This is a genomic window from Streptomyces kanamyceticus (assembly GCF_008704495.1).
GTDB classification, from domain to species: Bacteria; Actinomycetota; Actinomycetes; order Streptomycetales; family Streptomycetaceae; genus Streptomyces; species Streptomyces kanamyceticus.
The window spans coordinates 2,299,011-2,323,125 of record NZ_CP023699.1; the positions used below are offsets into that span (position 1 = coordinate 2,299,011).

21 protein-coding genes are annotated in these 24,115 nt (G+C 71.3%); 11 read left to right on the top strand and 10 right to left on the bottom strand.

The window, feature by feature from the left end:
- Window positions 1–133: 133 nt before the first annotated feature.
- From CP970_RS09205 to CP970_RS09230, 6 genes are all read left to right on the top strand, one after another.
- Window positions 134–1,237: an aliphatic sulfonate ABC transporter substrate-binding protein gene (locus CP970_RS09205; RefSeq protein WP_055554750.1), complete on the top strand. Its 1,104-nt coding sequence runs from the start codon at window positions 134–136 to the stop codon at window positions 1,235–1,237.
- Between the two features lie 36 nt (window positions 1,238–1,273).
- Window positions 1,274–2,065 (top strand): ABC transporter ATP-binding protein, encoded by a 792-nt coding sequence (locus CP970_RS09210; RefSeq protein ID WP_055554748.1) that lies wholly within the window; start codon window positions 1,274–1,276, stop codon window positions 2,063–2,065.
- Window positions 2,052–2,981, top strand: a complete 930-nt coding sequence (locus CP970_RS09215; protein WP_055554746.1) for an ABC transporter permease — start codon at window positions 2,052–2,054, stop codon at window positions 2,979–2,981. The genes CP970_RS09210 and CP970_RS09215 overlap by 14 nt, the downstream gene beginning before the upstream one ends.
- 6 nt (window positions 2,982–2,987) lie before the next feature.
- The gene (locus tag CP970_RS09220; protein WP_079043953.1) at window positions 2,988–3,806 is read left to right on the top strand and encodes a sirohydrochlorin chelatase; all 819 of its coding nucleotides are present in this window, start codon (window positions 2,988–2,990) and stop codon (window positions 3,804–3,806) included.
- A gap of 11 nt (window positions 3,807–3,817) precedes the next feature.
- Window positions 3,818–4,675 carry an SCO6745 family protein gene (locus CP970_RS09225; protein WP_055554744.1) on the top strand — a complete coding sequence of 286 codons (858 nt, stop codon included), beginning with the start codon at window positions 3,818–3,820 and terminating at the stop codon, window positions 4,673–4,675.
- 90 nt (window positions 4,676–4,765) lie between these two features.
- On the top strand, window positions 4,766–5,293 hold the full coding sequence (locus tag CP970_RS09230; RefSeq protein WP_055554742.1) for a GNAT family N-acetyltransferase: 528 nt from the start codon (window positions 4,766–4,768) through the stop codon (window positions 5,291–5,293).
- A 24-nt stretch (window positions 5,294–5,317) separates the two neighbouring features.
- Here the strand turns inward: CP970_RS09230 and CP970_RS09235 are convergent, their stop codons facing one another.
- The 4 genes from CP970_RS09235 to CP970_RS09250 all read right to left on the bottom strand — a co-directional run bounded on the left by CP970_RS09235 (window position 5,318) and on the right by CP970_RS09250 (window position 8,261).
- Window positions 5,318–5,968: a mycothiol-dependent nitroreductase Rv2466c family protein gene (locus CP970_RS09235; protein ID WP_055554740.1), complete on the bottom strand. Its 651-nt coding sequence runs from the start codon at window positions 5,966–5,968 to the stop codon at window positions 5,318–5,320.
- Window positions 5,969–6,045: 77 nt separating this feature from the next.
- Window positions 6,046–6,417: a nuclear transport factor 2 family protein gene (locus tag CP970_RS09240; RefSeq protein WP_055554737.1), complete on the bottom strand. Its 372-nt coding sequence runs from the start codon at window positions 6,415–6,417 to the stop codon at window positions 6,046–6,048.
- A complete protein-coding gene (locus tag CP970_RS09245; protein ID WP_055554735.1) occupies window positions 6,410–6,979 on the bottom strand; it encodes a DUF1697 domain-containing protein in 570 nt (189 codons plus the stop codon). The genes CP970_RS09240 and CP970_RS09245 overlap by 8 nt, the downstream gene beginning before the upstream one ends.
- Before the next feature lie 73 nt (window positions 6,980–7,052).
- Window positions 7,053–8,261 carry a S8 family peptidase gene (locus tag CP970_RS09250; RefSeq protein ID WP_055554733.1) on the bottom strand — a complete coding sequence of 403 codons (1,209 nt, stop codon included), beginning with the start codon at window positions 8,259–8,261 and terminating at the stop codon, window positions 7,053–7,055.
- 407 nt (window positions 8,262–8,668) lie between these two features.
- On the opposite strand from CP970_RS09250, the gene CP970_RS09255 reads away from it, so the two are divergent.
- A complete protein-coding gene (locus CP970_RS09255) occupies window positions 8,669–10,936 on the top strand; it encodes an MMPL family transporter (RefSeq protein ID WP_055554731.1) in 2,268 nt (755 codons plus the stop codon).
- Window positions 10,937–11,021: 85 nt separating this feature from the next.
- On the opposite strand, the gene CP970_RS09260 is transcribed toward CP970_RS09255, so the two are convergent.
- The 3 genes from CP970_RS09260 to CP970_RS09270 form a co-directional block, all read right to left on the bottom strand.
- Window positions 11,022–12,032 (bottom strand): CDP-alcohol phosphatidyltransferase family protein, encoded by a 1,011-nt coding sequence (locus CP970_RS09260; RefSeq protein ID WP_055554729.1) that lies wholly within the window; start codon window positions 12,030–12,032, stop codon window positions 11,022–11,024.
- 317 nt (window positions 12,033–12,349) lie between these two features.
- Window positions 12,350–13,567 (bottom strand): macrolide-inactivating glycosyltransferase, encoded by a 1,218-nt coding sequence (mgt, locus tag CP970_RS09265; protein ID WP_055554727.1) that lies wholly within the window; start codon window positions 13,565–13,567, stop codon window positions 12,350–12,352.
- A 38-nt stretch (window positions 13,568–13,605) separates the two neighbouring features.
- The gene (locus CP970_RS09270) at window positions 13,606–14,088 is read right to left on the bottom strand and encodes a MarR family winged helix-turn-helix transcriptional regulator (protein ID WP_191094893.1); all 483 of its coding nucleotides are present in this window, start codon (window positions 14,086–14,088) and stop codon (window positions 13,606–13,608) included.
- A 75-nt stretch (window positions 14,089–14,163) separates the two neighbouring features.
- On the opposite strand from CP970_RS09270, the gene CP970_RS09275 reads away from it, so the two are divergent.
- Window positions 14,164–15,207, top strand: a complete 1,044-nt coding sequence (locus tag CP970_RS09275) for an ABC-2 transporter permease (RefSeq protein ID WP_055554783.1) — start codon at window positions 14,164–14,166, stop codon at window positions 15,205–15,207.
- A gap of 128 nt (window positions 15,208–15,335) precedes the next feature.
- Here the strand turns inward: CP970_RS09275 and CP970_RS09280 are convergent, their stop codons facing one another.
- Complete coding sequence (locus CP970_RS09280; protein WP_157877817.1) at window positions 15,336–16,781, bottom strand: MFS transporter; 1,446 nt, start codon at window positions 16,779–16,781, stop codon at window positions 15,336–15,338.
- Between the two features lie 250 nt (window positions 16,782–17,031).
- On the opposite strand from CP970_RS09280, the gene CP970_RS09285 reads away from it, so the two are divergent.
- Window positions 17,032–17,943, top strand: a complete 912-nt coding sequence (locus CP970_RS09285; protein WP_150493166.1) for a helix-turn-helix domain-containing protein — start codon at window positions 17,032–17,034, stop codon at window positions 17,941–17,943.
- Here the strand turns inward: CP970_RS09285 and CP970_RS09290 are convergent.
- On the bottom strand, window positions 17,897–19,504 hold the full coding sequence (locus CP970_RS09290) for an alpha/beta hydrolase (RefSeq protein ID WP_079043845.1): 1,608 nt from the start codon (window positions 19,502–19,504) through the stop codon (window positions 17,897–17,899). The two genes, CP970_RS09285 and CP970_RS09290, sit on opposite strands and share 47 nt — an antisense overlap.
- Before the next feature lie 80 nt (window positions 19,505–19,584).
- Window positions 19,585–21,843, bottom strand: coding sequence for an MMPL family transporter (locus tag CP970_RS09295; RefSeq protein WP_055552918.1), 2,259 nt, complete (start codon window positions 21,841–21,843; stop codon window positions 19,585–19,587).
- 251 nt (window positions 21,844–22,094) lie between these two features.
- Here CP970_RS09295 and CP970_RS09300 point away from each other — a divergent pair, with 251 nt between their 5' ends.
- A complete protein-coding gene (locus CP970_RS09300; RefSeq protein WP_063806193.1) occupies window positions 22,095–23,324 on the top strand; it encodes a sensor histidine kinase in 1,230 nt (409 codons plus the stop codon).
- Window positions 23,321–24,082 (top strand): response regulator, encoded by a 762-nt coding sequence (locus CP970_RS09305; RefSeq protein WP_055552915.1) that lies wholly within the window; start codon window positions 23,321–23,323, stop codon window positions 24,080–24,082. The genes CP970_RS09300 and CP970_RS09305 overlap by 4 nt, the downstream gene beginning before the upstream one ends.
- Window positions 24,083–24,115: the final 33 nt, after the last annotated feature.

Consider the following 24,115-nt stretch of genomic DNA (forward strand, 5'->3'; position numbering starts at 1 on the left):
GCGATGTGCGCGATGACGTACGCGCACTGCCTGCGCGCCCACGCACCGTCCCCGCGAAGACACAGACGAAGACCTGCCGACCTCCCGGCCACGCCCTGACGCGTGCGCCGGGCCAACGAGAGGACCACCTCCCGTGCCTGCTCCACGCACCAAGATCGCCGCCCTCGCGGCGCTGCCCCTGCTCGCCCTGGCGCTCTCCGCCTGCGGCTACGGCTCCGAGGCCGACAAGAACGACGACAAGTCCAAGGTCGCCTCGGGCGCTGAGAAGATCGAGGACCTGGACAGCGTGAAGATCGGGTACTTCCCGAACCTCACCCACGCCACCGCCCTCGTGGGCAGCCAGCAGGGCCTGTTCCAGAAGGAGCTCGGCGGCACGGAGGCCAAGTACTCCCAGTTCAACGCGGGTCCCTCGGAGATCGAGGCGCTGAACGCGGGATCGATCGACATCGGCTGGATCGGCCCGTCGCCCGCGATCAACGGCTACACCAAGTCCCAGGGCAAGAACCTGCGCATCATCGGCGGTTCGGCGTCCGGCGGCGTGAAGCTCGTGGTGAACCCCAAGAAGATCAAGTCCCAGGACGACGTCAAGGGCAAGAAGATCGCGACGCCGCAGCTCGGCAACACCCAGGACGTGGCCTTCCTCAACTGGATCGCCGAGAAGGGCTGGAAGGTCGACGCGCAGAGCGGCAAGGGCGACGTGTCGGTGGTCCGCACCGACAACAAGATCACCCCGGACGCCTACAAGTCCGGTTCCATCGACGGCGCCTGGGTGCCCGAGCCGACCGCGTCCAAGCTGGTCGCCGAGGGCGGCAAGGTCCTCCTCGACGAGTCCGACCTGTGGCCCGACAAGAAGTTCGTGATCACGAACATCATCGTGAAGCAGAGCTTCCTGAAGGACCACCCGAAGGTCGTCGAGGCCGTGCTGCGCGGCGCGGTCAAGACCAACGCGTGGATCAAGGCCAACCCGGACAAGGCGAAGGCCGCCGCCAACGCCCAGCTGAAGGCGGACTCCGGCAAGCCGCTGCCCGCCGAGGTGCTCGACCCGGCGTGGAAGTCCATCCAGACGACCAACGACCCGCTGGCCGCCACGCTCGACGCGGAGGCGGACCACGCGGTCAAGGCCGGACTCCTGGAGAAGCCCGACCTCAAGGGCATCTACGACCTCGGTCCGCTGAACAAGGTCCTCAAGGCCGCGGGCGAGCCCTCGGTCGACGACGCCGGTCTCGGCGTCAAGTAGCCCCGTCAGACGACCAGTTCCCAGGAGGTGACGACCATGGCAACCACCCTCGCCAAGGCCGCGGACGACAGCCGCACCACGGCATCGCACGCCGCCAGGATCGAGCACGTCTCGAAGTCCTTCGGCGGCCCCGCGGGACCGCAGCTCGTCCTGGACGACATCACGCTCGATGTCGCTCCCGGCGAGTTCGTCACCCTCCTGGGAGCCTCGGGCTGCGGCAAGTCGACGCTGCTCAACCTGGTCGCCGGGCTCGACGAGCCGTCCGCGGGCACCATCGCGACCGACGGCCGCCCCGCCCTGATGTTCCAGGAGCACGCGCTCTTCCCGTGGCTGACCGCGGGCAAGAACATCGAGCTCGCCCTGAAGCTGCGCGGCACCCCGAAGGCGGAGCGCCGGACGCGGGCCGAGGAGCTGCTCGAACTCGTGCGCCTGCACGGGGCGTACGGCAAGCGGGTGCACGAGCTGTCCGGCGGCATGCGCCAGCGGGTCGCCCTGGCCCGCGCGCTCGCCCAGGACAGCAACATCCTGCTGATGGACGAGCCGTTCGCGGCGCTCGACGCGATCACCAGGGACGTCCTGCACGACGAGCTGACCCGCGTCTGGCGCGAGACGAACGTCTCCGTCCTCTTCGTCACGCACAACGTGCGCGAGGCCGTGCGGCTCGCGCAGCGCGTGGTGCTCCTCTCGTCGCGTCCCGGCCGGGTGGCGCACGAGTGGCGGGTCGACATCCCGCACCCGCGCCGCATCGAGGACACCGCGGTGGCGGAACTGTCCGTCGAGATCACCGAACAACTGCGTGGGGAGATCCGCCGCCATGGCCAGCACTGAGACGACAGGACCGGTCGCTGAGGCGACAGGCCCGGTCAAGGAGGCCGGGGACGGCCAGGATCTCGCGGGTCTGGAGGCGGGACTCGACGCCCTGGAGTCCGGCGCGGGCCCCACCCGCACGCCCGTGCGCCAGGTCCTGGTCCAGAAGGTGGTGCCGCCGCTGACCGCGGTGGTGCTCGTGCTGCTCGTGTGGCAGGCACTGGTCTCCTTCAAGATCGTCGACGATCCCACCAAGCTGCCCTCGCCGTCCGCGGTCTGGGACGAGGTGGCCGACGCGTGGAAGCAGGGCACGCTCCTCGACTTCATCTGGACGTCCGTGTCGCGCGGCCTTCTCGGCTTCCTCTTCGCCCTGGCGATCGGCACGCCGCTCGGCCTGATCGTCGCCCGGGTGCGGTTCATCAGGGCCGCGATCGGACCGATCCTCTCCGGCCTGCAGTCGCTGCCCTCGGTCGCCTGGGTGCCGCCCGCCGTGCTCTGGCTCGGCCTGAACAACCAGATGATGTACGCGGTGATCCTGCTCGGCGCCGTGCCCTCCATCGCCAACGGCCTGGTCTCCGGCGTCGACCAGGTGCCGCCGCTGTTCCTGCGCGCGGGCCGCACGCTCGGCGCGACGGGGCTGCGGCACACCTGGCACATCGTGCTCCCCGCCGCGCTGCCCGGCTATCTCGCGGGCCTCAAGCAGGGCTGGGCGTTCTCCTGGCGCTCGCTGATGGCCGCCGAGATCATCGCGTCGTCGCCCGACCTCGGCGTGGGCCTCGGCCAGCTCCTGGAGAACGGCCGCAACGCCAGCTCCATGCCCATGATCTTCCTGGCCATCTTCCTCATCCTGATCGTCGGCATCGCCATCGACCTGCTGATCTTCAGCCCCCTCGAGCGGCGCGTGCTGCGCGGCCGCGGACTCCTCGTGAAGAGCTGAACTCCCATGCACCGAACTCCCCCGCACCCAACTCCCCCGTACCGAGCGACACTTCCCACCGAGGACCACCCCGTACTCCTCGTCATCGCGCACGGCAGCCGCGACCCGCGACACGCCGAGACCGTGCACGCCCTGGTGCGCGCGGTGCGCTCGCTGCGGCCCGGGCTGCGGGTGGAGACGGGCTTCCTGGACTTCAACGCGCCCACCGTGTCGGGGGTGTTGGCGCGGCTCGCGGCCGAGGGCGTACGCGACGTGATGGCCCTGCCGCTCCTGCTCACGCGCGCGTTCCACGCGAAGGCGGACATCCCCGCGGTGCTGCGCGCGGCGCCCGCGAGCCTGCGCGTCCGGCAGGCCGCGGTCCTCGGCCCTTCCCCGCTGCTGCTCGGCGCGCTCGAACAGCGGCTCCACGAGGCGGGGTTGACCCCCGCCGACAAGTCCTCGACCGGGGTCGTCCTGGCCTCGGCGGGGTCCTCCGACCCGGAGGCGATCGCAGTGATCGCTGAAATCGCGCGGGAGTGGCGGCTCACCGGTTGGTGTGCCGTGCGGCCTGCGTTCGCCTCCGCATCTCTGCCGCGCACCGAGGACGTCGTGCGCGAGCTGCGGGACGTGCCGGGCGTGCGCCGCGTCGCGGTGGCGCCCTACGTACTGGCCCCGGGCTTCCTGCCGGACCGCATCGCGCGGGGCGCCGCGGAGGCCGATGTGCTCGCCGATGTCCTCGGTCCCGCACCTGCGGTGGCCAGGCTGCTCGTGCGGCGCTACGAAGAGGCGTACGCACGGGCCGACTCTCCGGTAGCTCCCCTGGCGCGGATTCCCGCACTGGCCTAGTTTGTGGTGGCATGACCCCGACCCGATCCCGCACGCTGTGGCTGCGGACCGAACCCTTGCACGCGGTGATCTATTTCGACGAGCGCTGCCGGGGTCTCGGCAGGGCGGTGGGGCTCAAGGGCTTCTGGATGGGGTACTTCGCCGCGCGTACGGCGCCGATGGGCCGGGTCGGGTCCGCGGTGGCCACGGCGGCGCTCGGCGTCTTCGCGCCCGGCATGGTGGCCCGCGCCCTGCCGTCGGCCTGGGAGTACGCCTCGCCCGACCGGGTCCTTCAGGAGCGCGCCCGGCTCACCGCCCGCGCCTTGCGCCAACTGGTGCCCGGCGTCGACGCGTTGGCGTCCGCCGTCAATCCCCTCCTGGCCGCCGTCGTCGAGGACGCACCGGCGCTGGCCCGCCCGCTGTTCGCCGCCAACCGCGATCTGTACGACCGGGCCGACCCCGTCGAGCGGCTGTGGCATCTCACCACCTGCGTACGGGAGTTCAGGGGCGACGCGCACGTGACGGCGCTCGCCGACCACGGCCTGGACGCCCGCGAGGCACTCGCCCTCGCCGCGGCCACCGGCCGGGTGAACGCGGACGGCATCCGGCGGGACCGGGGCTGGAGCGAGGAGGAGTGGGCGGCCACCGCGGACCTGATGCGCGACCGCGGTCTGGTCGACGCGTCCGGTGCGGCGACCGAACAGGGCCGTACGGAACGGCAGTTGATCGAGGCCGACACCGACAGGCTCGCCGCGCGGCTGCTGCGTCCCCTCTCCGAGACCGAGACGGAAGGACTCCTCACGGCCCTGGAACCGGCGACGCGCAAAATCCTCGACCAGGACATCGTCCCCTTCCCGAACCCGATCGGACTGCCCCGCACGGTGAGCTGAGACCGGCCGGACGCGGCACCGGACACGGCGGCCGAACGGCCGCGTGAATCCGCTTGCCGCGAGGCGCCCCGCCCCCTTACCGTCTCGCGGATGACACCCGAACTGCGGTCCGAACGCCTGGTCCTCTCCCCCTACGCCGAGACCGACGAGGCGGACTTCGTGTCCCTGTTCCAGGACGAGGCGGTGGGCCGCTGGTTCGGGGACGGCATGCAGACCGCGGCGCAGGACCGGGCGCTGTTCCACCGGATCTTCAGCTATGTCTACGCGGAGAACCGCTTCCCCGTCTGGGCGGTGCGGCACGAGGGGCGCTACGTCGGGCACGCCGAGGTCAAGCCCTCGCCCGAGTCCTGGCTCGATGGTCACGAGATCGTATACGGCCTGACCAGGGCGAGCTGGGGCCTGGGCCTCGGCACGGAGCTCGCGCGGCTGCTCACCTCCTACGGCCACGAGACGCTGGGCCTCGCCGAGGTGCACGCGACCGTGGACTCGGAGAACACCGCGTCCCTCACGGTGCTCAAGCGCCTCGGCTTCACGCAGGGCCGCGAGGTGCGGGAGGAGAGCGGCGGGATCACCCTGCTGCTCACCTCGCGGCTGCCCGCGCCGCCCGTCGCCGGCTGACCCCAGGACCGCCCCGCCCCGGCGTCAGCCGAAGTCGAGGCCCCCGGTCCTGGTCCGCTTCAGCTCGAAGAAGTCCGGGTATCCGGCCAGGACCCGGAAGCTGTCGAAGAGCCGCGCCGCCTCCTCGCCGCGCGGGATCGCGCGCAGCACGGGGCCGAACCAGACGGTGCCGTCGACGTGGATCGTCGGCGTGCCGACATAGCCCTCGGCCGCCGGGTCCTTGCCGCCGTCGTGGCTGCGGCGCAGCACCTCGTCGTACGCGGGGTCCTGCGCGGCGGCGGCGAGCGACGCGGGCAGTCCGAGCTCGGCGAGCGCCTGGCGCGCGACGTCGTCGAAGTCCTCGTTCTTCTCCTGGTGGACGCGGGTGCCGAAGGCCGTGTAGAGGTCGCGGAGAACCTCCTCGCCGCGCTGCTCGGCGGCGGCCGCGGCGATCCGCGTCAGGGTGAGGGAGCGGTCCACGAGGTCCCGGTACCAGTCGGGGAGTTCGTTGCCCTCGTTGTGGAAGTAGAGGCTCATCACGTGGAAGCGGAGGTCGAGGTCGCGGTGGCGCTCGACCTCCAGGATCCAGCGCGAGGTGATCCAGGCGAAGGGGCAGGCCGGGTCGAAGTAGAAGTCGATGCGGGTCCTGGTGCGGGTCCCGCCGTGGGCGCCGTGCGCGCCGTCCGTCGTCGTCATACGCAGAGACTATGCGGCAAGTGGCACGCCCCTGCGGGCCAATGACGCGCGCTCGGGGCGGGCCAATTCCGGCCGGTTCAGCTCTCGGCGGCGAAGGGCGTGGCCTGGTGGAACCAGATCCGCCAGCCGTCCTCGGCGCGGCGCCACAGCGAACTGCGGTGCGCCCGCCGTCCGTTGTCGTCCGTGTCGAAGGTCAGGTGCACCACGTCGTCGGAGAGCTGAACGCCACGCATGCCGGAGGCCGTGATGGGGCGGTCGTCGGGCTCGGGGTCGGCCATGAGGACCGTCATGATCGACGCGCGGTCCCACCGCGTGCCGGACGACCCGAACTCGGTGAACTCCGGGTGCAGCAAGGCCCCGAAGAGCTCGGGCGAGGCACGCACCTCCGGTTCGAGCAGGCGCAGTTCGCCCTCGATCGCGGCCCGTACGGCGGGGGTGCGGTCAGTCATGGGTCATCTCCACGAGCCGGGTGACGGTGTTCCAGTTGCGGCTGGTGGCGATCATGCCCCGGTTCAGGGCGGGCGTCGACAGCTTTACGGCGAGCTTGGAGCGGCCGAGGCCGTCGGGCGCGTAGAGGTAGAGGGCCCGGTCGCCGAGATGGAAGTCCTCGGGCAGGAAAGCGGCGCGGTCGACGGAGGCGAAGCGCGTCTCGTCGACGGGCACGGAGAAGTAGGTGACGTGGAGCTGCTTGGGCTCCAGGTCGGCGGCGGGGAACGGGCAGGCGTCGGCCACGGCCTTCAGATACGCCGCGTCGCGCACGAGCACGTCGACGGCGAAGCCGAACTCCTTCTCGATGGCCGACCCGATCGCGGCGGCGAGCGTCTCCTCGTCGCCCCCGTCTCCCCCGTCTCCCCCGTCGACCGTGAACACCGCGTTGCCGCTCTGCAGATGCGTGCGTACGCCGCCGTGTCCAAGACCTTCGAGGAGCGTCCGGAGCCGTGCCATCGGCACCTTCTTGTGGCCGCCGACGTTGATGCCGCGCAGCAGCGCCGCGTATCTCCCGTTCACCATGTGCCCACGATAAAGCGGCCGCCGTGCCCCGTGGGGGTGGGCACGACGGCCGCGGCTCAGCAGGCGCGGAGGATTACTCGACGACCTTGAGGAGCTTGTTGGGCGTGCCCTCGCTCGGGTTCGAGATCTTGTCCGCGGTCGCACCGTCGGTCAGCGCCTTGGCGACGTCCGCGGGCTTGGCGTCCGGGTGGGCGGCGACGTACACGGCGGCGGCACCCACGACGTGCGGGGTGGCCATCGAGGTGCCCGAGATGGTGTTGGTGGCGTCGTCACCGGTGTTCCAGTCGGACGTGATGTCCGAGCCCGGGGCGTAGATGTCCACGACGGAGCCGTAGTTGGAGAAGTCCGACTGCTCGTCGTCCTTGGTGGAGGAGGCGACCGTGATGGCCTCCTTCACGCGGGCCGGGGAGCCCTGCGAGGCGTCGGTCGACTCGTTGCCCGCGGCGACCGCGAAGGTGACGCCCGCGTCGATCGACTTCTTGACGGCCGCGTCGAGCGCTTCGTCGGCGCCGCCGCCGAGGCTCATGTTGGCGACGGAGGGGCCCTTGTGGTTCTTGGTGACCCAGTCGATGCCCGCGACGACCTGCTCGGTGGTGCCGGAGCCCTGGTCGTCCAGGACGCGGACCGCGACGATCTTCGCCTTCTTGGCGACACCGTGCGCCTCACCGGCGATGGTGCCCGCGACGTGCGTGCCGTGGCCGTTGCCGTCGTCGGCGTTGTCGTCGTTGTCCACGGCGTCGAAGCCGGAGGTGGCGCGGCCGCCGAAGTCCTTGTGGCTGACGCGGACACCGGTGTCGATGACGTACGCGGTGGCGCCCTCACCCGCGGCGTCGGGGTAGGTGTACTTCTTGTCGCCCTTGGTGTCCGCCTGGTCGATGCGGTCCAGGCCCCACGACGGCGGGTTGTCCTGGGTGGCGTCGATGGAGAACTTCTTCGACTGGACGACCTTGCCGACGGCCGGGTCGGCGGCCAGGCGCTTGGCGTCGGTCTCGCTCAGGCCCTTGGCCGAGAAGCCGTTGATCGCGGACGAGTAGTTGTGCTTCAGCTCGCCGCCGTACTCCTTGGCGAGGTCGGACTTGGTGTCCTTGCTGGCCTTCTCGTCGAGCATGACGATGTAGCTGCCCGCGACGGCGCCCTTGGCGTCCAGGCCGTAGACCTTGCCCTCGGCGGGGGTGGACGCACCGGCGAACGAGGTCGCGAAGATCGTCACACCGGCCGCGGTGGCGACGGTGGCTATCGCGGCGGTGAGCTTCACCTTGCGGGCACGCTTGTGAGTTGCCATGAAGAGGGGTCTCCTCAGTGCTGTGTGGGGGGATTGTGGGGGGGTATTCAGCTGTTCAGCCATCCTCAAAAGGTTCGCCCCGGCAACAACTTCGCCGGGACAGGCTCTGAGGCCCGGAAGATCTCCGGGTGTTGGGACGAAACCCTGTCTGATTGACGCGCGCAGATCAATACCTTCATACAGCTGTGACTTGTTCAACAAGGCTCTGTAATAACAAACAGGATCTGTCACATCGGATCGGACATCACGGGCCCCAAACCCCCAACTCACGGTAACTGTAAGGGGCTTGTAAATATCCCCTCCTTCCTGGCGCGGAGAGGGCACCGGCCCCAGGGACGAGAGCGCGCGCTCCGGAGTCACCGGACAGCACGACGAGGACTCCCCCGGTGCCGCCCTACTTTCGAGCCATGGGAAACCGAACTGCACGGGCACGGGGGCTCGCCGCCAGGGCTGGCGGCTGGAGCGCACGGCATCGCTGGGCGGCCGTCGGCATCTGGATCCTGTTCGTCGTCGCCGCGATGGGCGTCGGCTCGGCCATGGGCCGCACCGACGCGGGCGACGGCGATCTCAAGGGGGAGATCAATCAGGCACAGTCGATCATCGACAAGGCCGGGATCGAGGAACCCGCGGGCGAGAGCGTCCTGATTCAGGCCACTTCCGCGGGCGACAAGGAGGGCGCGACAGCGCTCACAGCGGGCGACGCGCGCTTCAAGGCGGCCGTCGACGACGTGATGAAGGCGGTCGAGGCCACCGGCGAGGTGACGTCCGTGACCTCGCCGTACAAAAACGACTCGATATCCAAGGACGGCCGCAGCGCGCTCGTCCAGTTCGACATGCGCGGCGACGCGGACACCGCGGGCGACCGCGTCGCACCGGTCCTGAAGGCCGTCGACCGGGTCGAGAAGGCGCACGAGGGGCTGCGGATCGAGCAGATCGGCGCCGCCAGCATGCAGAAGACGTTCGACGACGCCTTCGGCAACGACTTCAAGCAGGCCGAGTACTCGGCGGTGCCGGTCGCGTTCGGCATCCTCCTGGTCGCCTTCGGCGCACTGGTGGCCGCGCTGCTCCCCATACTGCTCGCCCTCTCCGCGATCCTGGCGACGACCGGCCTGATGGCGGTGGTCAGCCACGTCCAGCCGATGAGCGACACCGCCAACTCCGTGATGCTCCTGGTGGGTCTCGCGGTCGGCGTCGACTACTGCCTCTTCTATCTGCGGCGCGAACGCGAGGAACGCGCCAAGGGACGCGATCCGCAGACCGCTCTCAGGATCGCGGCGGCCACCAGCGGCCGCGCCGTGGTCGTCTCCGGGGTCACGGTGTGCGTGGCGATGGCGGGCATGCTGTTCACCGGCATCACGGAGTTCCAGGCGATGGGCCTGGCCTCGCTGATGGTGGTCGCGGTGGCGATGGTCGGCTCGGTCACCGTCCTGCCCGCGCTGCTCTCGCTGCTCGGCGAGCGGGTGGAGAAGGGCCGCCTGCCGTTCCTGCGGCGGCGTGCGCGCGGCGGCGTGCCGAGCGAGAGCCGGTTGTGGCGCGCGGTCGTCGGCCGGGTGCTCAAGCGCCCCGGCGTCTCGGTGGCGATCGCCGCGGGACTGCTCGCGGCGATCGCCCTGCCCGCCATCGGCATGAAGACCCAACAGCTCACCCTGGACCAGGAGTTCGGCGACTCACTGCCGATCGTGGCGACCTACGACCGGGTCAACGAGGCGTTCCCCGGGGGCGCGGAACCGGCCGAGGTCGTGGTGAAGGCCGACGACATCGACGCCGCGCCGGTGCGTGACGCGATCGCCGACTTCCGGGCGCGGGCCGTCAGCTCGGGTGCGTCCAAGGGGCCCGTGGAGATGACCGTGCACAAGGACGGCGACGTCGCGGTCCTCTCGGTGCCGCTCATCGGCGGCTCCGACCAGGGCAGGGCCGAGAAGAGCCTCGGGCTCCTGCGGGACGAGGTCCGCCCGGCCACCCTGGGCAAGATCGACGGCGTCGAGGCGCCGGTCACCGGACAGGTCGCGGGCTCCAAGGACTTCAACGACCAGCTCGGCTCCTCGGTGCCGCCGGTCTTCGCCTTCGTGGTGGCCTTCGCGTTCCTGCTGATGCTGCTGTCGTTCCGGTCGCTGACGATCGCGCTGACCTCGATCGTGCTCAACCTGCTCTCGGTGGGCGCCGCCTACGGAATCCTGGTCATGGTCTTCCAGCACGGCTGGGGAGCGTCCCTGGTCGGCGCCGAGGGCGTCGGGGCGATCGTGGCGTGGCTGCCGCTGTTCCTCTTCGTGATCCTCTTCGGCCTCTCCATGGACTACCACGTGTTCGTGGTCTCCCGGATCCGCGAGGCGCGCCTCCAAGGCCGTACGACGAAGGACGCGATCTCGCACGGCGTGATCACCACGGCCGGGGTGGTGACGAGCGCGGCGGTCATCATGGTCGCGGTCTTCGCCATCTTCGGCACGCTGTCGATGCAGTCCATGAAGCAGATGGGCGTGGGTCTCGCGGCGGCGATCCTGATCGACGCGACGGTGATCCGGGGCGTACTGCTCCCGGCCGTGATGGCCGCCCTCGGCGAACGCAACTGGTACCTGCCGAAGTGGCTGCGGTGGCTGCCGGACATGACGCACGACGAAGGGGGCACCGAGATCACGGCGCCCCCCGCCGCTCCCGCGGGCGAGAAGGTCGGGGTCTGACTCGGGGCTCCGCCCCGGACCCCGGTCCCCGGACCCCGGTCCGCGAACGCCGGACGGGCTGAATCCTCAGCCCGTCCGGCACTTCTTACGCCGCCATGGGGACCTTCTGCTCCTCGAACGAGTCGATCGTCCGCGTGAAGTCCCGCGTCGAGAGCAACAGCTTGTAGATGATGGCGAGTTCGAACACCAGCAGCAGCGCGCCGGAGACGATCGTCGCCGGAATCACCGCGTCGAAGAGCGGGCCGATCATGAAGACGCCCATCTGGAACTCGATGCCGCTGATCAGGTGCGCGCGGATGCGGTGCCGCAGCAGGAAGGAGCGGGCCCGCAGATACGCGGGGAACTTCCGGCGGAACTCCTGGTGCAGGTCGATCACCTGGGGCTTGGGCTTCGGTGCCGTCCCCTCGTCGGCACCGATCCCATCGGCACCGGCCCCCTCGGCCGTCGGCTCCGCCCGGTCGTACGCGGCCTCGCCCGCCGCCCGCTGCAGGTCCTGCTCGATGTCCGCCGAGGGGTTCTCCCGCAGCAGGTCCTCCATGAAGGCGAGCTCCGCCTCGTTCTGCGCGCGCCGCGCGGCCCGCACGCGCGACTTGATCTGCTTGCGCATGGAGTGGCGGATCTTGAAGATTTCGAGCGAGTTGATGTAGCGCAGGGTGTCGAGGGCCACGACGGCGAGCGCGAGCCAGATGTAGATGACGTCGCCGGTGCGCTCGTACTGGCCTCCCATCAGGGCGACGCCGCACACCATGACGCGGATCCGGTCGAAGACGAAGTCGAGCCAGGCGCCGAAGACCGAGCCCTGCCCGGTGAGCCGGGCGACCTTTCCGTCCATGCAGTCGAGGATGAAGCTGAGGTGGTAGACGACCGCGCCGAGGGCGAGCCACTGCCAGTCCCCGAACGCGAAGCACGCCGCGGAGCCGAGACCGAGGAGGAACGCGCCCCACGTGATCTGGTTGGGCGTGATGTTCGTCCGCATCGCCGTGAAGCGCACGAGCGGCGTGGCGACCGGGTCGACGAGCAGCACCGTCCACCACGCGTCGCGCTTCTTCTCGGTGATGCGGCGCACCTCGGCGAGGGGCGGTATGTCTCGACGCATGGGGGGTCAACTTCCTGGCGTTCGGCGAAAGTTCACCTCAAGCTAGGGAGCTGTTGGCGCAAGGAACAAGATCTGCCCCGTGCAACCTTTGGCCCGGGGTAACGGTCAACCCTTGGGGATGAGTCAATGACCATCCCAGGACGGTGCCGCGTTACCTGAGCGTTACCCAATGACCGGGACGTTACCGAAACGGGTTACCAGGCGTTACGTCGGGCCCGTTCGGGGCGTCACACCGACCCGTTCGAGCCGTTATGCCTGATCCGGTCGGCCCGTTCGGAGACATGTTCCGGACGCGGTCGGCCCGTTCGGAGTCCGCCTCAGGCCCGATCGGCTCGCGCCGCGGCCAGTTCCTCCTCGATGAGGTCGGCCGCCCGCCGCGTGCCGCCCTCCGCCGCCATCGCGGCACTGACCTCCGCGAGCCTGCGGGCCACCGCCGGGTCCTCCACCAGCGCGAGGACCGCCTCGCGCAGCGCCTGGGCGGTGACCTCCTCCATCGGCAGGTGCCGGGCGACGCCGAGCGCCTGGAGCATGTCGGCGTTGCCGAACTGGTCGACGGCCTGCGGCACGGCCACCATCGGCGTCGCGGTGGCGAGCCCTTCCTGACTGCCGCCCGCACCGGCGTGCGTGATGAAGGCGTCGGCCTTCCTGAGGACCGCGAGCTGCGGCACCCACGGGTACACCTCCACGGTGGCGGGCACCTCGCCGAGATCGGCGGCACTGACGTGCTTGCCGACCTGGAGCACCACGTGCCAGCCGGGCAGGTCACCGAACGCCTCGACGCACGCGCGGTAGAAGGCGGGCTGCTTGGTGAAGGACGAGCCGAGCGAGACGAGCAGCACCTTCTCCGCACCGGCGGGCCGCTCCCAGTCGCCCTGGGCCGCGCGGTCGCCCTGGCAGGCGCCGACGAAGGTGTGCACGGACTCGTCGACACGGTCGGCGTTGGGCTGGAGCGCCTTCGGGATCAGTACGAGGGAGCGCGGCGGGCGCCCGACGAAGGGGTCGGGGTGCTGGGTGATGCCGTTCTCCGCCAGCCAGGCGTGGAAGCGCGCGTAGTACGCCTTGCCGCGCTCGGTCTCCTTCAGCTCCGCGTACATCGGCTCGGCGACCTCCTCCTCGTACCCCTCCCAGGCGACGAGGTTCGGCGAGAGCGAGATCTCGGGGACGCCCCAGCGGCGGGCCAGGACGCGGGCCGGATAGGAGGTGATGTCGTGCAGGACGAGATCCGGCTCGTCGCCCTCGTAGGCGCGGGCCAGCTCGGGCAGGACCGTGATCGCGTCGTACAGGAACGGCTCGATGTTGTCGATCAGTTCGGTGCCCCACGCCTCCGGGTCGTCGTCCGGGGAGGGCAGCGTCGTGGTGTAGGTCCGGGGCTCGGCGCCGGTCTCCGCGACCTTCTCCTCGAAGGCGTGCGGGATGGCGTACGTGACGCGGTGGCCACGGGCGACGAGCTCGCGGATGACTTCGAGGCTCGGGTTGACGTGCCCGTGCGCGGCGATCGAGAACATGGCGATGTGGGCGGGCCGGGATGTGGTCATGCACCGACCTTAAGCGAGACGAGACGTCTCGTGCAACCTTATGCCGGGCCCTCCCCACCGGCCGCCGTCTCGTTGTAGCGCAGCAGATACTCGGCGAACCGCTCCAGATCCGGCCCGTCCCACTCCGCGAGCCGCTCCCGGAAAGCGATCCGACGGGCGTCGCCGACCTGTACGAGGACTTCGTTGCCCCGGTCGGTGAGGTGCAGGACGTGCACCCGGTGGTCGGCCGGATCGAGCCGCCGCTCGACGAGCCCGGCCTTCTCCAGCGCCCCCACCTGCCTGCTGATCGTCGACTTGTCGAGGGTGTAGTGCGCGGCCAGGTCCGTGGCCCGGCAGCCGCCCTGGAATTCCAGGTGGGCGAGGAGCGTGAAGGACACGAGCGAGAGCTCGGGGTGCATCCGGGCGGCGGTGGCGCGCGCACGGCGGGCGAACGCGGTCATCTCCCGCTGGATGGTCTCGATGGACTCGTCTCGTTCGGTCACGATTTCTCCCTCTCCATGAATGGTTGTAGAGTACAACATCAGAATTCGTTGTACATACCAACCATCTGCGTGCACACCAACCACCTGTCGAACGCCGAGTACCGGAGACACCTCATGTCCGCCACCGCGGAACCCGCCCCCCGACTGCGCGACGCGCTGCGCCACGTCCTCCTCCACCTGGTCACGCCCCTGCTGATGTGCCTGGGCATGGGCCTCGCCTACATGGGCGCGTTCGTCACGCCCGAGCCCCACGAGATGCCCGTCGCCGTCGTCGGCTCGGGCGCGCGGGCCCAGGTGCTCGCGCGGAGCGTCGAGGACAAGGCGGGCGACGCGCTCGACGTCCGCACCGTCGCCTCGCGCGAGCAGGCCGTCGACGCGCTCAAGTCCCTCGACATAGCGGGCGCGTACGTTCCCGGCGCCAAGTCCCCCGAGCTGATCGTGGCGTCGGCGGGCTCCGACATGAGCGCCATGGCCGTCGAGAAGGTCTTCACGCCGGTCGCGACCGGGCAGGGCGTGCCGCTGAAGGTCACCGACGTGGCACCGACGGTCTCCGACGACCCCACGGGCCAGGGCCTGTTCTTCCTGCTCGTCGCCGTGAGCATCGGCTCGTACGCGTCGGTCGCGGTGCTCGGCGCGGCGGGCGCGGGGCTGCGGATGCGGGTGCGCGCGGGGCTCGTCGTCGGGGTGTCGTTCGCCGTCAGCCTGATCGGCGCGGCGCTCGCGGGCCCCGTCTTCCACCTGGTGCACCAGGGGCTGTGGGGCGTGTGGGCGATGTCCTGGCTGTACGCGGCGGGGATCCTCTTCATCGGCATAGGGCTGCACACGTTCCTGAAGCGCTGGACCACGCTGGCGATGATGGTCCTCTTCGTGATGCTCAACTTCACCTCGTCCGGCGGCCTCTTCCGCCCCGAACTGCAGAACGGCTTCTTCGGCTCCCTGCACTCCTTCTGGAACGGCGCGGGCTTCGTCGAGGGCATCCGCAGCCACCTCTACTTCGGCGGCCACGAACTCGGCGGCCACGTCTGGACGTTGACCGCGTGGCTGGTCGCGGGCCTGGTGCTCGTCGCCGTCGCGGGCCGGTGGGAACGACGCTCGGCAACGACCCCGCCCAGCGGGCAGGTCCGCGAGGAGGAGATGGAGGAGTCGGTGGCGGTGTGAGGGGAACTCGGCAGCGCCCCGAAGGGGCGCGGGGAACTGCGCGACCAGCCACGACGCCGCCGCACACGGTCAACGCGCTCAGCGCGGGGGTGGGTCCTCCCGTACGTACGGGAGGACCCACCCCCGCGTCACCAAGCCCTACGCACCCCCGCGACAACGCCCCCGGCGAGCACCACCGTGCCCGCCGCCGCGACGAACGCGACATGCTGGCCCGACAGCACCGAAGGACCCGCCACCGACGCCGCTCCCGCCAGGACCGCGGGGCCGAGCCCGCTGCCGATCTGAAGGGCCGTCGCGGTCACCGCGGATGCCGCGCCTTGGCGGTCCTGTGGGACACCCCGCAGGCCGAGGACCGTGAGCGCGGGGAACGCCAGGCCCTGTCCGATCCCGGTCACGACAAGCCCGGCGAACACCGGCCACCAGTACGGACTCTGAGTATCCGTCAGGCACCACATCGCCACACCCGCCCCGGTCAGCAGCAGTCCCGCCGTGAGGACGGTGCGCGCGCCGACCCGCTCAAGCAGGCGCCCGGTGAGCAGCGCCGTGACGGTCACCGCCGCGCTGACCGGAAGCACCGCGAGCCCGGACCCGGCAGGGGACATCCCTCGTACGTCCTGGAGATACAGCGGCACGAAGAAGAGCGAGCCGTTCACGCAGAAGTAGAACGCCACCGCCGTGGCCGCCGACGTCCGCACCGCCGCGATCCGCAGCAGCGCCCGGTCGAACAGCGCGTCGCCGCCGCGCCGCCACCACAACGTCCCCGCGCCGACCGCTCCGGCCACCGCCGTGACGGCGAAGAGGCGTCCCGCGCCCCGGTGGGAGAGCAGATCGACCCCGAGGACGAGCAGCACGACCGTGGCCACCAGGGCCGCGCCGCCGACAGGGTCGACGCTGCGGCCCCTGTCCGGCGCCCCCTCGGGCAGCACCCGCACCGCGGCGAGCGCGGTGAGCAGCGCGGACGCGCCCTGCACCGCGAAGACGAGCCGCCAGCCCGCCGCCCCGGTGAGCACGCCGCCGAGCACGAGGCCCGCGCCGTAACTGCCCGCCTGCGCCGAGGCGAAGACGCCGAGGGCGCGCGAGCGCGCGGGTCCCGCCGGGTACAGGTCGGCGACCAGCGCGGTCGCCGCGGGGATGGTGATCGCGGCGCCCGCGCCCTGGAGGACCCGGCCCGCCGCGACCATCCAGAAGTCGGTCGCGGCCACGGCGGGCAGGGCGCCCGCGGCCAGTGCGAGCAGCCCGGCGGTCAGGACGCGGCGGCGCGGGAAGCGGTCGGCGAGGGCTCCCCCGGCGAGCAGCAGCCCCGCGAAGGCGAGCGCGTAGCCGCTGACGGCCCAGGACAGCGCCTGCGGGGCCGCGCCGAACTCCGCGCCGAGCGCGGGCAGCGCGCTGTTCAGGACGGCGACGCTCCCCGCGTCGAGTCCGGCGGCCGCGCTCAGGACGAGCAGCGCGAGCAGCGTCGGGCGCGACGGCGGTGCGGTGCCCGCCCGGAGAGTACTAGGGCCCTTCTGACGGATCACCGTGGGAGAAGGAGCGGCGTTCGGTGCGTGCCCTCGGCGTGCGGTGTGAAGGGTCATGTGGCGGAGCCACCTGTCCCTTTGCGCCGTGCGGCGAGGGTGCGTGCCGGGCGTCGCGACGCCGCGGAGATCCGTCAGAAGGGCCCTGGATGCGGAAGTGCTCATGACCGGCAGCCTCCGCGCGCCCGCGCCGCGCCACCAGACACCGGCGGGGGCACGCCCTCACCAGGGCACTCCCGCACGGGGGTAGCCCCGCGAGGGCCACCCCCAGGGCTGGCCCCGGCCGATCACCGGCACGGACACTGGTCCCATGACGACGGCACATCGGACACCCGCGTCCCCGCTGACGACCGGCTCCTCCTCCCGGCCGACCGAGCTGGCCGGTTTCCTGCGGACCCGGCGCGCGCGGCTCACCCCCGAATGCGTCGGGTTGCCGAGAACTCCGGGCCGACGCCTCGCGGGGCTTCGCCGCGCCGAGGTGGCGGCGCTCGCCGGAATCAGTCCGGAGTACTACACGCGGCTCGAACAGGGCAGGCAGCGCCACCCGTCACCGGAGGTGCTCGACGCCCTTGCCACCGCCCTGCGCCTGGACGCGGACGGCCGCGGCCATCTGCACAGGATCACGGCCAGGCCCGCGCCCGCGGCACCGCCCGCGCCGCCCGAGGCCCCACGGGCCGCGCTCGATCTGCTGCGGGCGCTGACGGTGTGGCCCGCCTATCTGGTCAGCCCGATGCGGTCCGTGCTCGCCTGGAACGACGCGGCGGCCTGGCTCCTGACGGACTTCGGCGCGCTCCCGCCGCACCGCCGCAACCTCGCGTGGTTCGCCCTCTGCGACCCGAGGGCCCGGGAGCTGTACGCGGACTGGGAGGCGGTGGCACGCGGCAACGTCCACCGCCTCCGCAGCGCCCTGGCCGGGCGCACCGGCGAGGAGCCGCTCCTCGCCGAACTGGCCGCGCACGGGGGAGAGTTGTTCACCGACGCCTGGAACGAGCACGAGGTGCGCGGCCCGAACACCGGCCACAAGCGGCTGAACCACCCGGTGGCGGGCCCGCTGACCCTCGCGTACACCGGCTATCTGCTGCCGGGGCCCGAGCGGCTCGAACTGGTGGTGATGACCGCTCCGGAGGACAGCCCCGAACACGCCGTACTGCACCGGCACTTCGGCAGTTCGACTCCTAGCCCCGCGGGCAGGTGTAGTCCTCCTTCGGCAACTCGCCCGTGAGCAGATAGTCGTTGACGGCCTTGTCCGCGCAGGCGTTGGCGTAACCCACGAACACCGCGTGCGTGCGCACGGGGACCGTCACCAGCTTGGAGCCGCGCATCGCCTTGTGCATGCCGAGCCCCTGTTCGTAGGTGGTGCGGGTGTCGCCGGTGGCCTGGATCTGCAGCGCGGGAAGGGCGTTGTCGATCTCGGTGCGCGGTTCGCGCGGCTTCTGCTTCCACCAGCCGCACGGCATCGGCGCGTTGTGGAAGGGACCGAACACCGGCTGCTTCGGCCTGGCCTTCTCGATGGCCCGCCGGTACCACTCGGCGTCGCCGGGCGCGGTGCTGTCCGCGCACAGGATGGCGAGGGTGGAGGCATAGTCCCTGCCGGTGCCCGTCTGGTCGGGCCCGGTGCGGAACATCGCGTCGAGGAGCCCCGCGAGCCGCTTCGAAGGCTCGGCCTGCCTGCCCTCCGCCGCGTCGACGAGCAGCCTCAGCGTCCCCGCGTACTCGGCGTTGTCGACGTCGTCCGTGCCGAGGAAGTAGAGGACGAACGGCAGGCTCTCGTGGTCGAGCCGGTCGCCGCCGACCTGGATCGGCTGCTTCGCGGCCTTCCGCACCAGGCCCTCGACGGTGGCCCGCACGGCGGCGGGCGTCTTCCCCAGGCGGTACGTCCCGTCGCGCGGCGCCGCCCAGCGGGCCAGGTCGTCCAGGGCCTTCTCGTTGGCCGGACCCATGGCCTGGAACATCGTGAGCCCGTAGTCACGGGGGTTCATGGCGCTGTCGAGGACGAGCCTGTCAACGCGGGCGGGGAACATCTGCGCGTAGACGGCGCCGAGGTAGGTGCCGTAGGACTGGCCGAACCAGGACGTCCTGCGCTCGCCGAGCGCGCCGCGCACGACGTCCACGTCACGGGCGATGTTCCGGGTCGAGTAGTGCGCGAGCCGGTCGCCGTACTTCGCGTCGCACTTGCGCGCGTCGTCGGCCGACTTCTTCGCCACCCGGTCGAACGAGGCCCGGTCGAAGCCCGCGCCGCGGAACCAGGAGAGGCTGTCCAGACCGCAGTCGAGCGGCGAACTCTCCCCGAGGCCACGGGTGTCCATGCCGATGACGTCGTACGCGGCGGCCACCCCCGGCGTCATCTTGGCGCGCAGTTGGGCGGGCATTCCCAGGCCGTGCCCGCCGGGGCCACCGGGGTTGGTCTGGAGGATGCCGCGCCGTTCGCTCTTCGGTCCGGTGGCCTTCAGCCGGGAGATGGTGAGCGAGACGGTGGGGCCCTTGGGCGCGGCGTAGTCGAGCGGGACGGTGACCTTCGCGCACCGCGTGCCGGACTCGGCGAGGGCGGGGTCCTTGCACGGGCCCCAGTCCGGGCGCTGCCGGTAGAAGCGGTCGAGGCCCTTGGCGGCGGGTGACCGCGAGGACGCGGTGGCGGCCGCCCCTTCCGCGCCGGTGCCCGCTTCCGCCGAGACGGTCACCGTCTCCTGCGTGACAGGGGAATCGCCGCCCGTCGCCCATCCCGACACCCCTACGGCGGTCAGGGCAAGGCCGACGGCGGTCAGTGCTCTGGTGGTCGGACTCATGGTGGTGCCGGTTCTCCTCATGTGTGTCTTCATGTGTGTCTTCATGTGTGTCTTCATGTGTGTCTTCATGTGTGTCGTTCTCACCGGGCCGCGTGGTGGTCGGACCGGTGCTCGGGCGTGGTCGCGTACGGCTGGTAGTGCTCGGCGGCGGTCGCGTACGGCTGGTGGTGCGCGGGCGCGGGCGGCGCCGTCGAAGTGTGGCGGTGCTCCCCCGTCCGGCCCGACCTGCGCGGCCACCACAGGCCCCGGCCGAGGATCGCGGCGAGCGCGGGCACCAGGACGAGGGAGAGCACGAGCGAGGAGAGGATGATGCCCAGGCCGGTGGCGAAGCCGAGTTCGAGGGTGGCGGGGCTCGCGGCCAGGCTGGCGAAGGAACCGGCGAGCACGACGCCTGCCGTGGCGATGGCGGGCGCGGTGTGCCGTACCGCCTCGGCCACCGCGTGCCGCGCGCCGACCGGCTTCGCCATCTCCTCCCTGATCCGGTCGGTGATCAGGATGTTGTAGTCGGTGCCGAGGGCGACGACGAAGAGGAAGAGGACCAGCGGCAGGGTGAAGGAGACGCCGGGACGGTCCAGGGCGTGCTGGAAGACCAGCGCGCTCGCGCCGAGGGTGGCGACGAAGCCGAGCCCGACGGCGAGCATCAGCACGAGGGGGGCGAGCAGGGAGCGGAGCAGCAGGAAGAGGATCACGGCGATCAGCAGGGCCGCGACGGGGAACACCAGGCGCAGGTCCTTCTCCACCGCCGTGGAGATGTCGGCGAAGACGGCGGCCGTGCCCGTGACGTGCGCCTCGGTGCCCTTGGGCGCGGTGTGCGACGCGGTGTCCCTGATGGGGCCCGAGACCAGGTCGCGCGCCTGCTGCGTATCGGACTTGACGCTCAGGAACAGATCGATCCTGGCGGCCGTGCGGTCCTTGCTGAGCACCGGCTCGCCCACCTCGCCGACGCCCTCCGCCTTGCCGAGGGCCCGGGTCATGCCGGTGAGCGAACTCGCCTTGATGTCGGCGCCGTCGGTGCTCTGGACGTACACGCTGTGCGGGTCGGAGACTCCGGCGGGCAGGCTGCGGGAGATCTGCTCGGCGGTCCTGGTCGCGGCGGTCTCGGGCAGGCCCTGCTGGTCGTAACTCATCTTGATGCCGACCGCGCCCGCGCCGAGCGCGCCGAGCAGCACCAGGCTCCCGAGGGCGTACCGCACGGGGCGGGCGCTCACCGCGCGTCCCAGGCGGGCGGCGGCCCCGTCCGTGCGCTCCTTCTTCCAGGCGCGGGCGGGCCAGAACATGCCGCGGCCGAGCACGGCCAGCAGCGCGGGCATCAGCGTGAGGCTGGCGAGGAGCATCACGAGTACGGAGATGGCGATCGCGGGGCCGAGGACCCTGAACTGTCCGAAGCTCGCGAAACCGAGGGTCGCGAAGGCCGCCACGATCGTCAGGGCCGCGGACGTGATCGCGCTGCCCACCCGCCGCGTCGTCGCGACGGCGGCCGTCCGGGCGTCGTGCTCGGGGTGGTTCCGCAAGTGCTCACGGAATCGGAACATCAGGAAGAGGAAGTAGTCGATGCCGATTCCGAGGAGCACGACACTGATGAGCGAGGGAGTGGACGGGTCGAGGTCGATGCCGAAGAGCTTGGCCGCGCCGACCACCGCGCCCGATGCGACGCCGCCGATCAGCGCCACCGCGATCAGCGGTATGAGCGCGGCCGCCAGACTGCGGAACACGAGCACGTTGAGGAGGACGATGAGGCCCATCGTCAAGGCGCCGACGACTTTGCCCGTCGTCTCCTCCGCGTCCGTGTTGTCGGCGGTGGAGGCGATGCCTCCGGTGAATCCGACGCGCATGTCGGATTCCGCGAATTCCTTCCGCGCCGAGTCGCGGAATTCCTTGTAGACGTCCTGCACCGCGGGGTCCATGGGATTTCCGTCGAGCGACACCGTCAAGAGCTGGAAACTCTTGTCGGGCGCCACGGCCCCGGGTGCGACGCGCGGGGTCTGGGAATGGTCCTTCATCAGCGGTTCGGGCTTCGGCGCGGTGAGCCGCTCCCGGCCGAGGACGTGCGCGGTGTCGGCGATCCGCCGCTGGTCGCCCGCCGTGAGCCTGCCGCCGTCGTCCTTGGCGACGAGCACGGTCAGGGCGTTGGGGTCGGGCTTGGTGCCGAACTTCTCCTCGGCGATGCGCAGCGCCACGGCCGAGTCGTACTTTTTGGGCAGGAAATCGCCGGACTGGGAATCGGTGACGTCGTACGCCATGACCTTGGCGACGAAACTCAGAGCCGCGGCGAGCAGGGTCCAGACCACGACCATCATCCATCGATGCCGGGTGGAGAATGAGGTCAGTTTATGGATCATGGTTCCCTTTTCCCTGCCGAGTTCTTGAGGCTCCTCATAGGTCATCACGCGCCACCCGTCACAAACGTCGGCCGCCGGAAGGGGAAGGGCCCGGGACCCCGGTCCGGTACCGCGTCCCCGGCAGTACCGGAGTACTGGGTCGAAGGCCCGCCCCCGTGCCGATCCGCGACCGCGCGGGCCGGGATGTAATGGTGCGGAAAGAACAGGACACAACGGGCCCGAAGGACCGGGCCCGGCTAGGAGGCGCCCGGATGGGCCGCGACTATTTCCCTCCGGTTCCGCCCGAGGGCAGAACACGGCCCACGCGGGGAGACGTGGTGCTCGCCGTCGCCGCGGCGGGCATCGAGGTCCTCGCCTACCTCTTCCCGGGCCCGGCGGGTCCGACCATCTCCACGGGCCCCGCGGACACGGCGTCCCGCGTGACCGTGTTCGGCGTCGTCCTGGTCTCCTCGTTCGCGCTCCCGCTGATCGTGCGGCGGCTGCGCCCCGCCCCGGTGCTCGGCGCGGTCCTCGCCCTGCAGCTGGCCGTCAACCTCGGGGTGGGCGCCGACCTGGGCACGCCCATGACGCACAGCTACGGCGCCGCCACCAGCATCGCGCTCTACACCCTGGCCAGGTACTGCGGCCCGCGCGCCGTGGCGCTCGGCGCCGTGGCCTGTGTGCTCGTGCAGCTGGTGCGGGACGCGAAGGGCGTCGAGTCGTTCGCGATGACGGCCGCCATCGACGTGGTCATCACCGCCGCCATCGTCGCCGTGGGCCTGGGCGTACGGCAGTGGAAGCAGCAGCTGGACATCAACAGGAACCTGCTCGCCGACCGCGCGGTCACCGAGGAGCGGCGCCGCATCGCGCGGGAGCTGCACGACATCGTGGCCCACCACATCACCACCATGTACCTGATGTCCGGCGGCGCCCGCTCGACCCTGGACCGCGACCCCGACACGGCCCGCGAGGCGCTCGTCACCCTGGAGGAGTCGGGCCGCACCGCGCTGCACGAGATGCGGCAGCTCCTCGGTGTCCTGCGCAGCACCGACACCCTGGACGAGACGCCGTCGGCGCCCCAGCCGGGGGTGGACGACATCGAACGGCTCGTCGCCGAATCGGTCGCCGCGGGGCTGCCCGTCGAACTCCACGTCACCGGGCGGCCCGTGGCACTGCCGATGACGGTCGGCCTCACCCTCTACCGGATCGTCCAGGAGGCGCTGACCAACTCCCGCAAGCACGCGGGGCCCGCTCGTGCCACCGTGCGGATCGCGTATCTGCCGGACCGCGTCACCGTCGAAGTGGCCGACGACGGCACCGGCGGAGGCAGGGCCCACGGCGGGGGCCACGTGAGCGGTGGATACGGTCTCCTCGGCATGCGGGAACGCGTCGCCCTGCACGACGGCTCGCTGGAGGCCCACAGCCGCGAGGAGGGCGGATTCGCGGTGACCGCGAGCCTGCCGCTGTCCACCGACACCTACGAGAAGGGCGGGGTCCGATGACGTCCCCCACCGATTCCCCGTCCGGGCCCGAGTCCACGTCCGCGTCCGCGTCCGTGTCCGGGCCCGAGGACACATCCGGTTCCGGTTCCGATTCCGGCGACATCACCGTGCTCATCGCGGACGACCAGCCGCTGGTGCGCCGCGGCCTGTCGCTGATCCTGCTCTCCGACCCCGCCATCAAGGTCGTCGGCGAGGTCGGCGACGGCGCGCAGGCCGTCGCTGCGGCCCTCGAACTGCGCCCCGACGTCGTCCTGATGGACATCCGCATGCCCGTGCTCGACGGGGTCAGGGCCACCGAACGGCTCGCCGCCGAGCTGCCCGGGTGCCGGGTCCTCGCGCTCAGCACCTTCGACATGGACGAGCACGTGGTCGGTGCCCTGCGGGCGGGCGCGTCGGGGTTCCTGCCCAAGGACGTCTCGCCCGAGGAACTGGTGGCGGCGCTGCGCACCGTCCACCGCGGCGAGGCCGTCGTCGCGCCCCGGCTCCTCACCCGGCTGCTCGCCACCTTCGTGACCCCGGCCCCGGCCTCCCAGCCGCCGACCGCGACCCTGACCGGACTCACCCCGCGCGAGGTGGAGGTGCTCCGCCTGATCGCGGTGGGCCTCGACAACGCGGAGATCGCGCAGCGGATGGAGATCGGCGTCCAGACCGTGAAGAACCACGCGTCCGGCCTCTTCGCCAAACTGGGCGTCCGCGACCGGGCGCAGGCGGTCATCGCGGCGTACGAGTCGGGGCTGGTCAGGGCGGGCCAGCGGTAGCGCCCCTTTGGGGGCGCGGGGAACTGCGCGACA